The organism is Cystobacter fuscus, assembly GCF_002305875.1.
Taxonomy (GTDB): Bacteria; Myxococcota; Myxococcia; order Myxococcales; family Myxococcaceae; genus Cystobacter; species Cystobacter fuscus_A.
In genome coordinates, this window is the sequence record NZ_CP022098.1 from 2,648,619 (window position 1) to 2,662,674 (window position 14,056).

The window sequence follows — 14,056 nt, forward strand, 5'->3', positions numbered from 1 at the left end:
GATGTGTTGGGTGTTCGTGCGCTGGAGTACGGCGGTATCGGCCGCTCTCTCTCCTTTCTCAGGATTAACGGTTTTCTGCCTGGAGGGAAATGCGCTCGGGGGGCAGCTCAGTGTCCCCGTGGCGACAGGCCTCATTGCACGCAGAGGCCGCAATCCCAGGTGCAATGCGCGGAGTCCAGGCCAAGGCCACATGACTCGGTGAATTGGCAGACACCATCGCCACACGTGTAGATTTCCTGGGGGCGGATGCGGGTGGTGATGGCCGCGTAGGTGGTGCCGTCGAGGGTGCAGTGGGTGTAGTAGGTATTCGTGGGATCGGGCGTGCACCGAGAGGCGCAAGGGCCCACCTGGGTGATGGGCGCGCACCCGTCCCGACCCGGCTCGAGCGCGCAGGCACGCACGCTGCTCTCATGGGGCCACAGGAGGTGGTCGTCATGCCCCACGAAGACGCCCTCGTCGGTGAAGAGATTGCCGAAGAAGCACCCTTCGCGCTGGGAGAACGTCTGGAGTTCCTCGGGCGAGGTGGCGATGGGTTGAGCGTGCGCGGAGCGGCCCAGGACGGAGATGGGCACGGTGCGCCCGAACTTGTTCACGTGGGCGGCCAGGCACGCGGAGACGAGCTGCTGCTCCGTGACGGTGGCGGGACGGCCGCTGGCCCAGTCCGGAGCCAGCCCCAGCGAGCCGCTCCAGACCCGGACCCGGCCCTGGCCGTCCGTGTACGTGCGCGTCTCTCCGGCGGGCGCCGCGCACGCCGTGACGTACTTCATGACGTTGTCGGCCAGGGCCGGGTCCAGGTCGTACCAGGAGGAGAAGGCCGCGCTGTTCAAGCCATTGAATGCCAGGCCATTGAAGGCGAGCCCGTTGAAGGCCAGGCCATTGAAGGCGAGCCCGTTGAAGGACTCTCCATTGTCGGACGGGAGCGGCTGGCTCGCGGAGGCGACGGGCTCCGGGACTCCGGAGGTCTCGAGGGGCTCCTGCGGCAGCGGGCCGCACGCCACCGCGCCGCAGACCCACAGCACCCCCGCCGTCCCCATCCCCCACCCCGAACGGCTTCCCTGGCTTTCGACCGCCTTCATCTCCGACCTCCTGGAAAATAACGGTAAAAACCGAGTAGCCAGAAACTCGGTCGCCTGCTTGCTTTTGGTGAGGTCGATGGAGCCGAAGTCCGGGGCCAATGTCGTTCACGGACGGTTCGTGGTCCGGGCGCACCCGGCGGGAAGAGGACTCCGTCCTGCGCGAGACACTTGGGTAGGATGGGGTGGCCGTCAGGGAGGGCGGCCGCATGTCCGTACCCAAGCAACAGGCCGCGTCCATGTTCGTCGATTTCGAGCGCGATGCGTGGAGGGCGCTGCGCGCGTCGACTCCGCTGCTGCTCGACGCGGCCGAGGTCGAGGCGCTGCGAGGACTGGGCGAGCAGCTGGACTTGAAGGAGGTGGAGGACGTCTATCTGCCCCTGTCCCGGCTGCTCAACCTGCACGTGGCGGCGGCGCAGGGCCTGTGGACGGCGCAGCAGGCGTTCCTGGGCGGCTTCACCCAGCGGGTGCCGTTCGTCATCGGCATCGCGGGCAGTGTGGCGGTGGGCAAGAGCACCACGGCGCGCATCCTCCAGGCGCTGCTGTCACGCTGGCCGGACCACCCCCACGTGGAGCTCGTCACCACGGATGGCTTCCTCTTCCCCAACCGGGTGCTCACCGAGCGCGGCCTCATGCTGCGCAAGGGCTTCCCGGAGAGCTATGACCGGCGCGCCCTGGTGCGCTTCCTCGCGGAGATCAAATCCGGCCGCGCCGAGGTGAGCGCTCCCGTCTACTCGCACCTCGTCTACGACATCGTCCCCGGTGAGTTCCTGTCCATCCGCCGGCCGGACATCCTCATCCTCGAGGGGCTCAACGTCCTGCAGACGGGGCCGGTGGAGGGGGGGAAGCTGCCGCACACCTTCCTGTCGGACTTCTTCGACTTCTCCATCTACGTGGACGCGCACGAGCAGGACATCCGCCGCTGGTACGTGGACCGCTTCCAGCGCCTGCGCGAGACGGCGTTCCGCGACGAGCGCTCCTTCTTCCGGCGCTTCGCCGAGCTCACCGAGGAGCAGGCCACGGCGCGCGCCCTGTCCGTCTGGGCGGAGATCAACGGGCCCAACCTGGTGCAGAACATCGCGCCCACGCGCTCGCGCGCGCGGCTCATCCTGCTCAAGGGCGCGGACCACAAGGTGCGTCGCGTGCGCATGCGCAAGACGTGAGGCGGCACTCCCCGCGCGCGTGCCGCCCCACGCGCGTCTTCAGCTGCGGTAGTCCGCGTTCTCGCTGATGTACTCGTGGCTGCGGTCCGAGCCGAGCACCGTGCACGCCGCCGCGCCCAGCCCCAGGTCCACGTCGATCTCCACCGCGCGCTCGTGCGGGGGCCACGTCACCGGAGGCCGGAAGGTGAGCCCGTCCGCGGGCGCCACGCTCGTGTAGAGCTCGGCCTCCTTCATGTGCGCCACCAGGGCGCGTTCGGCCTCGTGGTCGAGCCGGAAGGTGCCCTGCTGGAAGATGACCCGGCCGCCCATGCGCAGCGTGCAGCGCGACAGGTCCATCCCCGGGTGGTGGGCGCCCACGTACTTGCCGATGGCCATCACCAGCCGGCCCACGTTGGGATCGTTGCCGTTGACGGCGCACTGGAACAGGGGCGAGTTCACCACCGACTTGCCGATGCCGCGCGCCACCGCCTCGTCCGGCGCGCCGTGGACACGCACGCGCATGACGTGGTGGACGCCCTCGCCGTTGCGCACCAGGTCCTCGGCGAGGTCGGCGCACACGCGCTCGAGCGCGGACTCGAACTGCTCGAGCGATGGGCAGGGCACCTGGCGCGAGGAGAGGATCGCCACGGTGTCCGAGGTGCTGGTGTCGCTGTCCACGCTGATGCAGCCGAACGTCTTCGCGGCCACCGAGCGCAGGGTGGCGCGCAGGGCATCGCGGGGCACGTCCACGTCGGTGAGCAGGTAGACGAGCATGGTGGCCAGGTTGGGCTCGAGCATCCCCGCCCCCTTGGCGATGCCCACGATGCTGCCCTGGCCCACGGTGGCCCGGCGCACCTTGGGGTAGAGGTCGGTCGTCATGATGCCCTCGGCGGCGGGCATCACGGAGCGGGCATCGAGCGAGGTCACCGCCGCGGGCACCGCCCCCACCATGGCGTCCACCGGCAGCCGCCACCCGATGACTCCCGTGGAGCAGGGCAGCACCTGCGTGGCGCTCAACCCCAGGCCCCGAGCCACCTCCGCGCACAGCCGCTCGGAGGCCTCGACGCCGCCCGGTGCGCACACGTTGCTCACCTTGTTGTTCACCACCACCGCGCCCAGTGTGGGCTCGCGCAGCCGCTCACGGCCCACGAGCACCGGCGCTCCGGGAAACGCGTTCGTCGTGAACACCGCCCCGAACGCCGGCGTCGGCTCGTCGAGCACGATGAGCGTGAGGTTCATCTTCGCGGGCTTGTCCACCTCGGCGGGCACGAAGTCGAAGCGCGTCCGACCGACACGGAATCCTCGCGGCAGGGCGGACTGCGCCTCCAGCCAGTTGCGGTGGGCCTCGACGGACGGGAAGGTCAGGTTGGTGCTGGGAATGACGGTACCTCACGGCGAAAGGACTGCCGCTTGGTGCCGCAATCCCCGCCCTGAATCAATCCAACATTCCAGGCCCTGGCACCCGGCTCTGTAACAATTTCCATCTGTCGCCGCGCACGCGCCGCCAAGTCTCTGGAATCACGAGGGATGGAGGGTGGCCCGATTCGTGCTCAAAGGGTTGGTGAACACTGAGCGCCTCGCATGAATCCCACCGCCTACACCGTCGAGATCGACCCGTCAGCCTGGAGCCAGCTGGCCCTGCTGCGGGTGGAGACCTATCGACGGGTTCGCGAGGCGCTCATGTCCGTGGCCTCCACGGTGACGTCCGCCGGGATGTCCTGCCAGGCGCGGTTTCCGCTGGTGGTCGACGACACGGTCGCGCACTACGACGTGGACCACCTGCGGCGCCGGGTGTTGCTGCGCGAGGTGGGACCCTCCACCGAGGAGACCTGAGCGGCCCGGGTGAAGCGCGGCCTCAGGGCTGGGCGCCCTCCACGAGGTTCGGGGCGCCGGGCTCGGGCGGGGGGACGAGTTCCTCGCCCTCGATGGGGGCGGGGACGATGGCGCCGTCGTGCGTGACGACCCAGGAGTTGTAGCGCCGCGCGCTCACGCTCTGCAGCTTGCCGTCCACGTAGCAGACCGTGTTCAGGATGAAGGAGGCCGCCTTGAGGCTGGGGCGGCCGTACTGGAAGCATTCCTGATCGCCGCGCTTCTCCCGTCCGAGGGGCGGCCCGAGGATGCCGGAGACCTCCTGGGGCGTCATTCCCCGGAGCACCGTGCGCATGCCCTGATGGGTGTCCACGCGGAAGGGGGTGGCTTCCGGCTGGAAGGTCACGGCGACGTAGGCGAGCACGGCGAAGATGGCCAGGCCGAGGCCATAGGTGAGGAGCTGGCGGCGGGTGAGGCGCCGGTTCCGCGTGTCCGTATAGGCACTGAAGAGATCGTCACCCGACGTGATGCGGACCGTGCTCACTCCCACCTGCTGCTCTGGCTGGCTCACGCTTCTCCACATGCCCCGAGCAGGGGGCGGGATGCAAGGCGCACCACACGCCGGGCGGGCCGCCGAGCGCCTCGATTGTCCTCGGGACAGCGTGCGGGCCGCTGTGCTCTCTTGTGCGCCATGCCGCGTCAGCTCGTCTACCGCCGTTATGGAGGGTCCCTCCAGGTCTCCATTCCTTCCTTCGAGGTGTTGGTGGAGGCCGTCCACATTCCCGAGACGCAGTGGCTCGCGACGGCGTGTCCGGTCGAGGGGCTCACCTGTGATCGCCGCTTCCTGGAGTACCTGGACACCGACAAGAACGGGCGCATCCGGGTGATGGAGGTGCGGCAGGCCGTGCGGTTCACGGCGGAGCACCTGCGCTCCTTCCAGGGGGCGGACGCGGGGAGCGACGTGCTGGTGCTGGACCTGCTCGCCGACGGGGCGGTGAGGGCCCGGGACGCGGCCGGCCTGCTGCTGGACACCTTGAAGGCGGAGGATCGCACGCGCATCTCGCTCGAGCAGGTGCGCGCGAGTGATCGGGCGCTGCGCGAGGCGGGGCACAACGGGGATGGCATCGTGGCACCGGCCTTCCTGCCCGCGGCCGTGCAACCCCTGGCCGTGCGGCTCATGGCCTCCTTCCCCGAGGTGAAGAACCGCGCGGGGCAGCCCGGGGTGGAGCTGCTCACGCTCCAGCGCTTCCGCGAGGAGCGGCGGGCGCTGCTGGCCCATCTGGCCGAGCGGGCCTCGGTGCTCGTCTGGGGCGCGCCGAGCGTGGAGCGGGCCCGTCGCATCCAGGAGGTGCGCCCGCTGCTGGACACGTACTTCCTGCAGTGCCGGCTGATCGCGGCCCAACCCGAGGCCGTCACGAGCCTCAAGCTGGACGGGGGCAGGGTGCAGGGGGCGCTCGGAGACCTCCAGGCGCTCTCGCGCGTGGTGTCGGAGCTGCCCGTGGCGCCTCCCGAGCCCGGGGGGCTCTTGCGCTGGTCGCGGATGTACCGGGGGCCCGCGTTCGAGAAGCTGGATGCGTTCCGGCGGGACGTGGCGGTGCCGGTGTCCAATGATCAGGCGACGCTGTCGGACGCGTCCTGGCGCGAGATGTCCGCGCGGGCCGACGCCATCCTGGCCTGGCAGGCGCGGCTGGAGGCGAGCCCCTTGCGCGACTGGGCGGACGTGCTGGCGACGATCTCCGAGTCCGATCTGGACGCCATCGAGGCGAAGTGCCGGGAGGACCTGGCGCGCAAGGACACCCTGGGCGCGGTGGAGGACCTGGAGCGGTTGATCCTCTACCAGCGCTGGCTGCTGACGTTCGCCAACAACTTCATCAGCATGCCGGACCTCTACCAGACGAAGCGGCGCGCGCTGGTGGAGCGCGGCACGCTCATCCTCGGAGGGCGGCGCTACCGGCTGTCGGTGCTGGTGAAGGACCGGGCCGCGCACTCCGCGCTGACGAACCAGGGGACGACCTGCACGCTCTACGTGCAGGTGATCGCCAGGGAGGACGGGGAGAGCTACGAGGTGGCGGTGCCCGTCACGCGCGGGCGCAGCACCGAGCTGTCGGTGGGCAAGCGCGGCGTGTTCTACGACGTGGAGCAGCGCGAGTACGACGCCGTGGTGACGCAGATCGTCCGGCAGCCCGTGTCGTTGTGGGAGGCGATGACGATGCCCTTCGAGCGCATCGGCAAGTTCATCTCCTCGAAGATCGAGGGGATGGCGGCCGCGGGCGAGAAGTCGCTCGATGAGTCGCTGGAGAAGAGCTACGCGCACGGCTCCGGGGTGGCGAGCGCGGCGGTGGCCACTCCGGCCGCGGCGCCCACGGCTCCGGCTCCAGCTCCGGTCGCGGCGGCGGCGCCCGTGGGCGGGCCGGGAGGCTTCCTCGCGGCGACGGGCATCGCGTTCGCGGCGGTGGGCTCCTCGCTGGCGTTCATCGTGTCGCAGGTGCGCTCGCTCACGGTGTTCGATGTCCTCACCGCGCTCATCATCGCCGCCGCCGTGGTGATGCTGCCCTCGGGCCTGCTGGGCTGGCTCAAGCTGCGCAAGCGCAACCTGGCGTTGCTGCTGGAGGGCTCGGGCTGGGCGCTCAATGATCAGCTGATGCTCACGCGCGACCTGGCGATGCTCATCACCCGCCGGCCCCGGCTGCCCAAGACTGCCACGGTGGACAGGGCGGACATGTTGCGCTCGGCGCTGGTGACGGTGCACGAGGATGACGAGGGCGAGCCGCGCTCGTGGGGACTGGGCTTCTTCCTCATCCTGGCGGCGCTGGCCGCACTGCTCTGGCAGTTCCGCGAGCCGATCGCTCGGGAGGCCTGTTCGCGGCAGTGGATGCGTGGCGCCATGTGCGAGTGGGGACGCGCCCCGGGCACGGCACCGGCGACGCCTCCCGCGGCACCCGCGCCTGGCGGGTCAGGGGCGCCCTGACTACCAGCCGAGCCACTCGCGCAACAGGGGCGTCATCTGCTCGGCCGTGCGCTGGTGCGTCTTGCGGCTGGGGTGCCACAGGCAGCCGAGCCCCTCGTCCTCGCGGTTGGCGGGCACCTCGGCGAAGTGCACGCGGGTGTCCCCCTGTTGGTGCAGGGAGTCCACGAGTCCGGAGAGCAGCTCGCGCACGCGGGTGCGCGCCTGGACGTCCTTGGGATGGGTGTCGCTGACGCCGGAGCCGAGCACGCAGACGATGTGGGCCTGGGGGTAGTGGTGGCGGATGTCCGCCACGAGGGCGTGGTAGGCGTCGCGGAAGCGCTGCTCGCCCGGGTGCTCCTTCCAGAAGTCGTTGGCGCCGAGCTGGATGACGACCGCGTCGGGGACCCAGGAGAAGTCCCAGGGGGCATCCTCGCGGTGGGGCAGGGTGCGCGTGTAGAGCTGGGGCAGGGGGGGCGTGGGATCGTTGCCGTAGTTGACGGCCACGCCCTTGCCGGAGAAGGCGACGAAGGAGGCCTCGGCGCCGAGCGCCTGGGCGGCGAGGGCTCCCCAGGTGAGCGAGGCGCGCTGGGTCTCCGCGTTGAAGCTGCACTGGGCGTTCTTGCCCTCGATGCCGAAGCCGGTGAGGCCCGAGTCCCCGATGAACTCGATGCGGCGCGGGGACGCGGGGGGCGCGGGGAGCAGCCGGGCGCCCGGGTCCAGCTCGAGTCCGAGCAGTTGCGTCTCCCCGACGGCGGGCTCGGTCTCCTTCTCCAGCCGCAGCACGTGCTCGCCCCGGGGCAGTCCCTCGGCGATCCGGTAGAGGATGGGGCCCTCGCCGATATAGAGGTCGCGGAAGGGGGCGCCGTCCACGCTGAAGCGGAAGCGGTTGGGGGCGGCCTCCTCGTACTTGGGCAGATCCAACAGGCGGATGCCGAGCGAGGTGCCGGTGAAGCGCACGGTCAGGGACGAGCCCCCCCAGGCGATGCGGGGGCCGGAGGGATCCCTCCAGTCCACGCGGCCACTGAAGCGCAGCCCGGGAGACTGGGGAGACACCTGGACGGGGACGCCGCGGCAGCCGGCGAGCAGGGCGAGGGCGATCCACGCGCGGGAGCGGACCCAGGCCAGGGTCTTCTTCCACGCGCCGATGACGGAATTCATGCCCCCATCCTAGACGCCCCCACTCCCCCCGGGCGCGTCAACTCGTGGGGGTGGGGCCCCCGAGGGGCGGACGGGAAATCCACGCGGCGATGAAGAGATCCAGCTCGCCGCGCAGCACGTCCTTCACCCGGGGAGTGCCGGCGCCCGTGCGGGGATCCTCGACGCGGGCGCCGCGGCCCAGGTGATAGCGCCGGGCCTCGTCCGCGGTGCCGCTGCCGCCCTGGCCCCGTACCACCCGCGAGGCGATGTCCTTCATCTCCTCCAGCTCGCCCGCGCCCGCGAGCGTCATCACCCGGCCGCTCGTCTCGTCGCGCACCGTCACCTCCGTCTTCACCCGGTTGACGAAGGTGCCCTCGTGCCGCCGCACCTCGCGGCCGTCCACGTCGAGCTGCTCGAGCTCCTGCGCGGGTCCGCCCCGGTGCACCCGCACGTAGGCGCGCTGCCGCTTCTCTTCCTCGATGCGCCGGTGCAGGCCCGCCTCGCCCGACAGGTAGCCGTAGGCGCCGGGGCCCATGACGCGCACCACCACCCGGAAGGGCTCCTCCGCCTCCGCCACCGCGAGTGCCTCGTAGCCGCGCCGCTCCGCCCAGCCCAGGTACATGGACGCCAGCTCCTGCACCCACGCCGCCTGCCCCTCGCTCGTCTCGCTCGCGCAGATGTCCACCAGGGCCTCGTCTCCCTGGTCCATGTCCCCGGAGGTGCCCAGCACCTCGGCCATCTGCACCTCGCGCGCGACCTCCTCCACCTGCTTGGCCGCCGAGGTGAGCTGGGCCTCGCCCTTGGCCTCGCGCACGAGCCGCCGCGCGAACGTGGAGCGCTCCTCCAGCCGATCCAACTCGTTGAGCTGCGCCTCCACCGAGCGGAAGGCCCGGAGCGTCGACGCCGCGCGCTGGGGCTCGTCCCAGAGGTTGGGCGCCTGGGTGGCCGCGAGCAGCTCCGCGCGCCGCTCCTCCAGCCGGGGCCGGTTGGCCGAGACGGCGAGCGCGCGCGCCCGTCCCACCAGCCGGTCCATCTCGGCGAGCAGGGACTTCTTGTCCAGCCGCCGCTTCACCGCGGACACCGACTTCTCCGTGGGCAGCGCGAGCCGGGCCGTCTCCTCGCGGGGTTGCGGTGTCACCTCGGCCACCGCCACCACCTTGTTGCCCGGCCGCGTCTCCACCCGCACGGGCGTGCCCGGCCGCAGGGGCTTGCGGGCGATCTCCACCGCGAGCGCCGCGGTGAGCGTCTTCTCGATTTCCCGCTGCAGGTAGCGCGCGCCGAACTGCGGCGAGTAGCCCCGCTCCACGAGCAGGTCCACCACCCCGGGCGTCACCTCCACGTCCAGGCCGCGCGCCCGGATGCCCTCGCGCTCCAGCACCCGGCCCACCTCTCGCTGGGCGATCTTCCGGATCTCCACCTTGCTGAGCGGCTGGAAGTGGCAGATGGCGTCGAAGCGGTTGAGGAACTCGGGACGGAAGGCGTCGGCGATCCTCCGGTCCACCTCGACGATGAGCTCCTCGGCGCGGCGCGAGCCCACGAAGCCGATGGACGGCTCGCGGTACACCTCGGAGCCCACGTTGGACGTGGCGACGATGACGGTGTTGTTACAGGAGATGGTTTCCCCCGCGCCGTTGACGAAGGTGCCCTCGTCGAAGAGCTGGAGGAAGCGGTCGTGCACGCTGCGCGCGGCCTTCTCGAACTCGTCGAGCAGGAGCACGGTGAACACCTTGCCCTCGAGCAGGGCCGTCAGCTCTCCGCGCTTGGTCTCGATGGCGGGGGCCCAGGCGGCGCCGAAGGGGACGCTCTCGTCGCCGTCGTTGGGGAAGTCCGCCATGTTCAGCCGCACGAGCCGGTCGGGCGAGCCGAAGAGGTACTCGGCGAGCAGCTTGGCGAGCTGCGTCTTGCCCACGCCCGTGGGGCCGGCGAAGAGGAACACGCCCAGGGGTCGGCGCGGGTCGTTCAGGCCCGCCTTGAGCAGGGCCACCGAGCGCAGCACGGCCTGCACCGCGTCGGTCTGCCCGAGCAGCCGCTCGCCGAAGAAGCGCTCCGTTTCGTCGAGATCCAACGCCATCGCGTCGTCCACGACGAAGCGGGGCAGGCGCGTGGTGGCGCAGAAGCGGGTGAGGATGTCCTCGGGGCCCACGCGATCCTTGGCGCTGCCCGCGGCCTCGGCGGCCGTCTCCTTGAGCAGCTCGATGGCCTTGCGCGGCAGCCGCTGGGCGAGGAGGAACTTGGAGGCCAGCCGCAGCGCCAGGTCGCACGCCGCCGGATCGATGGGCAGGCGCAGCTCGCGCTCCTGCTCCTCGGCGACGCGGTGGAGGATCCACCGGGCGCGCTCGGTGGGCGGCTCGTGCAGGGGCACCAGGTGCAGCCGCTCGGCGAAGGACTCGTCGGCGCGCAGCAGCTCCTGGACGCGCTTGGGCTCGGTCTCGAAGATGAAGCGCGGGGTGCCGGTGCGCAGGGCGCGGAAGGCCACGGGCGCGAGCGGGCCGCCGATGACCGCGGGCAGATCCCGGATGTAGACGATGGGGCAGGGGTGGCGCTGGAGCCACTCGAGCAGCTCCTCGAACGTCTCGGCCGCCTGGCGCTGGGTGCTGCGCGCCAGGATGTTGGCGACGGACACCTCCACCATGCGCGCCGAGGCGAGCTCCGCGTCCACGCGGCCCTCGATGATGCGGCGCGCGACTTCCTGGACCAGGGCGGACTTGCCCACGCCAGTCTCGCCGGACAGCAGCGGGTGTTTGCCGCCGCGCGCCAGCAGGCCGAGCACCTCCGTCACCGCGCCGTCCATGCCGTGCGCGGCCGTGAGCCGTCCCTCGCGCGCCAGGGCCGTCAGATCGCGGTCGATGAGCCGCTCGTTGTCCTCGCTCTTTCGGGTGACCATGGTTGGAAACGCCCCCCGGGGCAGGGCGCGCACTCTAGCCCGCCCGGCGCGCGCGGCGTGTGGTTCAACATGCGCGCTGGATACCAGCGCCCACGATTGGAATGGGCATGGCCCGCGCGGCAAGCTCGCTTATCTCTCCGACGCGGTTTTTTTCCCGGGTTTTCCGCGCGCGCGGCTTGAACCCGTCAGCAGGGACTTTCATAGTGCTGACGCCGTTCAGGCAAGCTCCGGCCCCCCCGGACGGAGCACCCCCCCCACGGAGGCTGAAAATGAAGAAGGACACGACCAAGAAGCCGTTCTTCGCGAAGCTGCTCGAGGAGCAGGAGCTGGAGCAGGTCACGGGCGGCGTTGCCAACAAGACCCTGAAGTACCCCTCGGACGGTGACGAGGCCGCGGCGCTGTCCAGGTCGGCTGACGACAGCACCGCGAAGTACCCCTCGGACAGCGACGAGAGCGGCTCGACGATCTGAAACCCTTCAGGCTCGCTCCGTCCCCCCCGGACGGAGCACCCCCCCACGGAGGCTGAAAACAATGAAGAAGGACACGACCAAGAAGCCGTTCTTCGCGAAGTTGCTCGAGGAGCAGGAGCTGGAGCAGGTCACGGGTGGCGCCGTGAAGCAGACCCAGAAGTACCCCTCGGATGGTGACGAGGCGCTGGCGATCAAGCCGCCCCCCGACCAGACCCAGAAGTACCCCTCGGACGGTGACGAGGACGGCACGACGATCTGAACCCCTCCGGGGCGGGTCGAGCCCCGGTCTTCCTCAATGCCCACCGCTCGCGACACCGTCCTGCTCATCACCCATAGCGGCGACTACTTCACCGTGGATCGCGTCGCGCAGGAGGTGTCGCGGCGGGGGCTGCGTCCCCTTCGCATCAATACGGATGGCTTCCCGTCCCAGTGGGAGCTGTCCTCGATGCTGGGGCCAGCGCATGAGGACGTGGTGCTGCACACGGAGGCGGGCGAGGTGCGGAGCGCCGAGGTGCGCTCGGTGTGGTTGCGCCGGCGCGTCCCTCCCCGGCTCGACGAGACGCTGGAGCCCGCGTGGCGCGAGAGCTGTGTCCGGGAGTCGAGCGCGGCCCTCACGGGGGCCCTCGACGGACTGAGGGGGGCGGGCTGCCGCTTCATCAATCCCCTTGGCGCGGACGAGACGGCGGGCAACAAGCTGCTCCAACTCCGGCTCGCCCGGGCGCACGGGCTCGAGATTCCACGCACCCTGGTGACCAACGACGCGGAGCGGGTGCGCTCCTGGTTCGACGAAGTGGGCGGCCGGGTGGTGGCCAAGATGCTGACGCCGCTGACCCAGTCCATGGGGGGCGGACAGCCCTTCGTGTACACGACCGCCATCGGTCCCGAGCACCTGGAGGAGCTCGACGGCTTGCGCCACAGCCCCATGGTATTCCAGGAGCGTATCGACAAGTCCCACGAGCTGCGTGTCGTCGTGGTGGGCGAGCACTGCTTCGTGGGGGCCATCGACGCCTCGCGCTCGGTGGAGGGCCAGGTGGATTGGCGGCGCTCCCGCCCGGACGAGTGCTCCTGGGCCCAGGGCCAGTTGCCCGAGGAGGTCGCCCGGCGCCTGGTACGCCTGGTGGCGGAGCTGGGGCTGGTGTACGGGGCCGCGGATTTCATCGTCACACCCGATGGCCGCTACGTCTTCCTCGAGGTGAACCCCGGCGGGGAGTGGGGAATGCTCGAGCGGGATCTCGGCCTTCCCATCGCCGCGGCCCTCGCCGAAGCGCTCGCTTCCGAGGGGAGTGGCGCCTCGCAGCCGTTGTAAGGAGCAGGGATGAGCATCCTCATCGTGACGCATTCCAAGGACAACGATGCGCCCCTGTCCGTGGCGCGCGCCCTCGAGTCCCGGGGCGAGCGGGTCTACCGCTTCGACACCGACCTGTTTCCCACCCAGCTCCAGCTCTCGCTGGATGAGCGCGGGGCGGGGCGGCTGTCCGGGCCCACGGGAGAGCTGTCCCTGGAGGACGTGTCGGCGGTCTGGTACCGCCGCAACTCGACGGGCAGCACCATTCCCCAGGACCTGGATGCCCAGCTGCGCCGCCCGTCGGTGGAGGAGAGCCGGCGCCTGGTGTTCGGCATGATGAGCGCGCTGGGGGTGTTCCAGCTCGACGCGCTCGAGGTCATCCGGCGCGCGGAGCACAAGCCGCTGCAGCTCAAGCTGGCGAGGGCGCTCGGGATGGAGGTTCCCCGGACGCTGATGACCAATGATCCAGTGGCGGTGCGGGCCTTCGCCGCGCAGTGCCCCGGCGGCGTGGTGACGAAGATGATGGCGTCGTTCGCCGTCTATGACGAGCAGGGCCGGGAGCAGGTGGTCTTCACCACGCCCCTCACCTCGGAGCAGCTCGAGGACCTGGAGGGGCTGGACCTGTGTCCGATGACCTTCCAGGAGCGGCTGACCAAGGCGGTGGAGCTGCGGGTCACGGTGGTGGGTGAGCGGGTGATGGCGGCGGCCATCGACTCGCAGGCGCTGCCGAGGGCGCGCGAGGACTGGCGGCGCGAGGGCGCGGCGCTCGTGGAGGCCTGGCGGCCCTACACGTTGCCCGAGCCGCTCCACGCCCAGGTGCTGCGGTTGATGGATGCGCTGGGGCTCAACTATGGCGCGTTCGACTTCATCGTCACGCCCGAGGGCCGGCACGTCTTCCTGGAGGTGAATCCCTCGGGGGAGTTCATGTGGTTGATGAAGCACCCGGGACTGCCCGTCGACGAGGCGCTCGCGGACGTGCTCTGTGGACGCGCGGCGCGCAGGCTCGCGCCGAAGCCACTGGCCGGGGCGTGAGCCTATGGCCGGAGGCGAGGGCTCGGTGCTAGGGTGCCCGCTCCATGGCCAAGTCCCCCTGCCCCGTGTCCCTGTCGCAGTTCCTCGAGAAGGCCGAGCCGCTCAAGGTGACCATCAACGGTCAGGAGATGCTCGCCGAGGTGAAGTCTTTCTCGACCGGCTCCTTCGGCTGGTACATCAACGGCAAGACGACCGTCACCGTCGACGGCAAGCCGGTGTCGGTGCAGATCGGCATGAACATGACCGTGGTGGGCTCGAAGGAAGCGGCGCGCTGAGC

Annotated in this window: 13 protein-coding genes; 8 read left to right on the top strand and 5 right to left on the bottom strand. The window is 70.6% G+C overall.

Annotated elements, in window-relative coordinates; genetic code table 11:
* Positions 1-131 precede the first annotated feature (131 nt).
* Positions 132-1,076 carry a hypothetical protein gene (locus tag CYFUS_RS11035; protein WP_198316538.1) on the bottom strand — a complete coding sequence of 315 codons (945 nt, stop codon included), beginning with the start codon at positions 1,074-1,076 and terminating at the stop codon, positions 132-134.
* A 206-nt stretch (positions 1,077-1,282) separates the two neighbouring features.
* On the opposite strand from CYFUS_RS11035, the gene coaA reads away from it, so the two are divergent.
* Positions 1,283-2,236 carry a type I pantothenate kinase gene (coaA, locus tag CYFUS_RS11040; protein WP_095985185.1) on the top strand — a complete coding sequence of 318 codons (954 nt, stop codon included), beginning with the start codon at positions 1,283-1,285 and terminating at the stop codon, positions 2,234-2,236.
* 39 nt (positions 2,237-2,275) lie between these two features.
* Here coaA and CYFUS_RS11045 read toward each other — a convergent pair whose 3' ends face one another.
* Positions 2,276-3,484 (bottom strand): bifunctional ornithine acetyltransferase/N-acetylglutamate synthase, encoded by a 1,209-nt coding sequence (locus CYFUS_RS11045; RefSeq protein WP_232537494.1) that lies wholly within the window; start codon positions 3,482-3,484, stop codon positions 2,276-2,278.
* A 312-nt stretch (positions 3,485-3,796) separates the two neighbouring features.
* Between CYFUS_RS11045 and CYFUS_RS11050 the strand changes: the two genes are divergently transcribed.
* Positions 3,797-4,048: a hypothetical protein gene (locus CYFUS_RS11050; RefSeq protein WP_095985187.1), complete on the top strand. Its 252-nt coding sequence runs from the start codon at positions 3,797-3,799 to the stop codon at positions 4,046-4,048.
* Between the two features lie 22 nt (positions 4,049-4,070).
* Here CYFUS_RS11050 and CYFUS_RS11055 read toward each other — a convergent pair whose 3' ends face one another.
* Positions 4,071-4,595 (bottom strand): hypothetical protein, encoded by a 525-nt coding sequence (locus CYFUS_RS11055; protein ID WP_095985188.1) that lies wholly within the window; start codon positions 4,593-4,595, stop codon positions 4,071-4,073.
* A 120-nt stretch (positions 4,596-4,715) separates the two neighbouring features.
* Between CYFUS_RS11055 and CYFUS_RS11060 the strand changes: the two genes are divergently transcribed.
* Complete coding sequence (locus CYFUS_RS11060; protein WP_095985189.1) at positions 4,716-6,992, top strand: kinesin; 2,277 nt, start codon at positions 4,716-4,718, stop codon at positions 6,990-6,992.
* Here CYFUS_RS11060 and CYFUS_RS11065 read toward each other — a convergent pair whose 3' ends face one another.
* Positions 6,993-8,129, bottom strand: a complete 1,137-nt coding sequence (locus CYFUS_RS11065) for an SGNH/GDSL hydrolase family protein (protein WP_095985190.1) — start codon at positions 8,127-8,129, stop codon at positions 6,993-6,995.
* 37 nt (positions 8,130-8,166) lie between these two features.
* The gene (locus CYFUS_RS11070) at positions 8,167-10,992 is read right to left on the bottom strand and encodes an AAA family ATPase (RefSeq protein ID WP_095985191.1); all 2,826 of its coding nucleotides are present in this window, start codon (positions 10,990-10,992) and stop codon (positions 8,167-8,169) included.
* 269 nt (positions 10,993-11,261) lie between these two features.
* On the opposite strand from CYFUS_RS11070, the gene CYFUS_RS11075 reads away from it, so the two are divergent.
* From CYFUS_RS11075 to CYFUS_RS11095, 5 genes are all read left to right on the top strand, one after another.
* On the top strand, positions 11,262-11,462 hold the full coding sequence (locus CYFUS_RS11075; protein WP_095985192.1) for a microviridin/marinostatin family tricyclic proteinase inhibitor: 201 nt from the start codon (positions 11,262-11,264) through the stop codon (positions 11,460-11,462).
* A 61-nt stretch (positions 11,463-11,523) separates the two neighbouring features.
* On the top strand, positions 11,524-11,721 hold the full coding sequence (locus CYFUS_RS11080; RefSeq protein WP_095985193.1) for a microviridin/marinostatin family tricyclic proteinase inhibitor: 198 nt from the start codon (positions 11,524-11,526) through the stop codon (positions 11,719-11,721).
* A gap of 36 nt (positions 11,722-11,757) precedes the next feature.
* The gene (locus CYFUS_RS11085) at positions 11,758-12,768 is read left to right on the top strand and encodes an MvdC/MvdD family ATP grasp protein (protein ID WP_095985194.1); all 1,011 of its coding nucleotides are present in this window, start codon (positions 11,758-11,760) and stop codon (positions 12,766-12,768) included.
* Between the two features lie 9 nt (positions 12,769-12,777).
* On the top strand, positions 12,778-13,779 hold the full coding sequence (locus CYFUS_RS11090) for an MvdC/MvdD family ATP grasp protein (RefSeq protein WP_095985195.1): 1,002 nt from the start codon (positions 12,778-12,780) through the stop codon (positions 13,777-13,779).
* Positions 13,780-13,823: 44 nt separating this feature from the next.
* On the top strand, positions 13,824-14,054 hold the full coding sequence (locus tag CYFUS_RS11095) for a hypothetical protein (protein WP_095979898.1): 231 nt from the start codon (positions 13,824-13,826) through the stop codon (positions 14,052-14,054).
* Positions 14,055-14,056 lie beyond the last annotated feature (2 nt).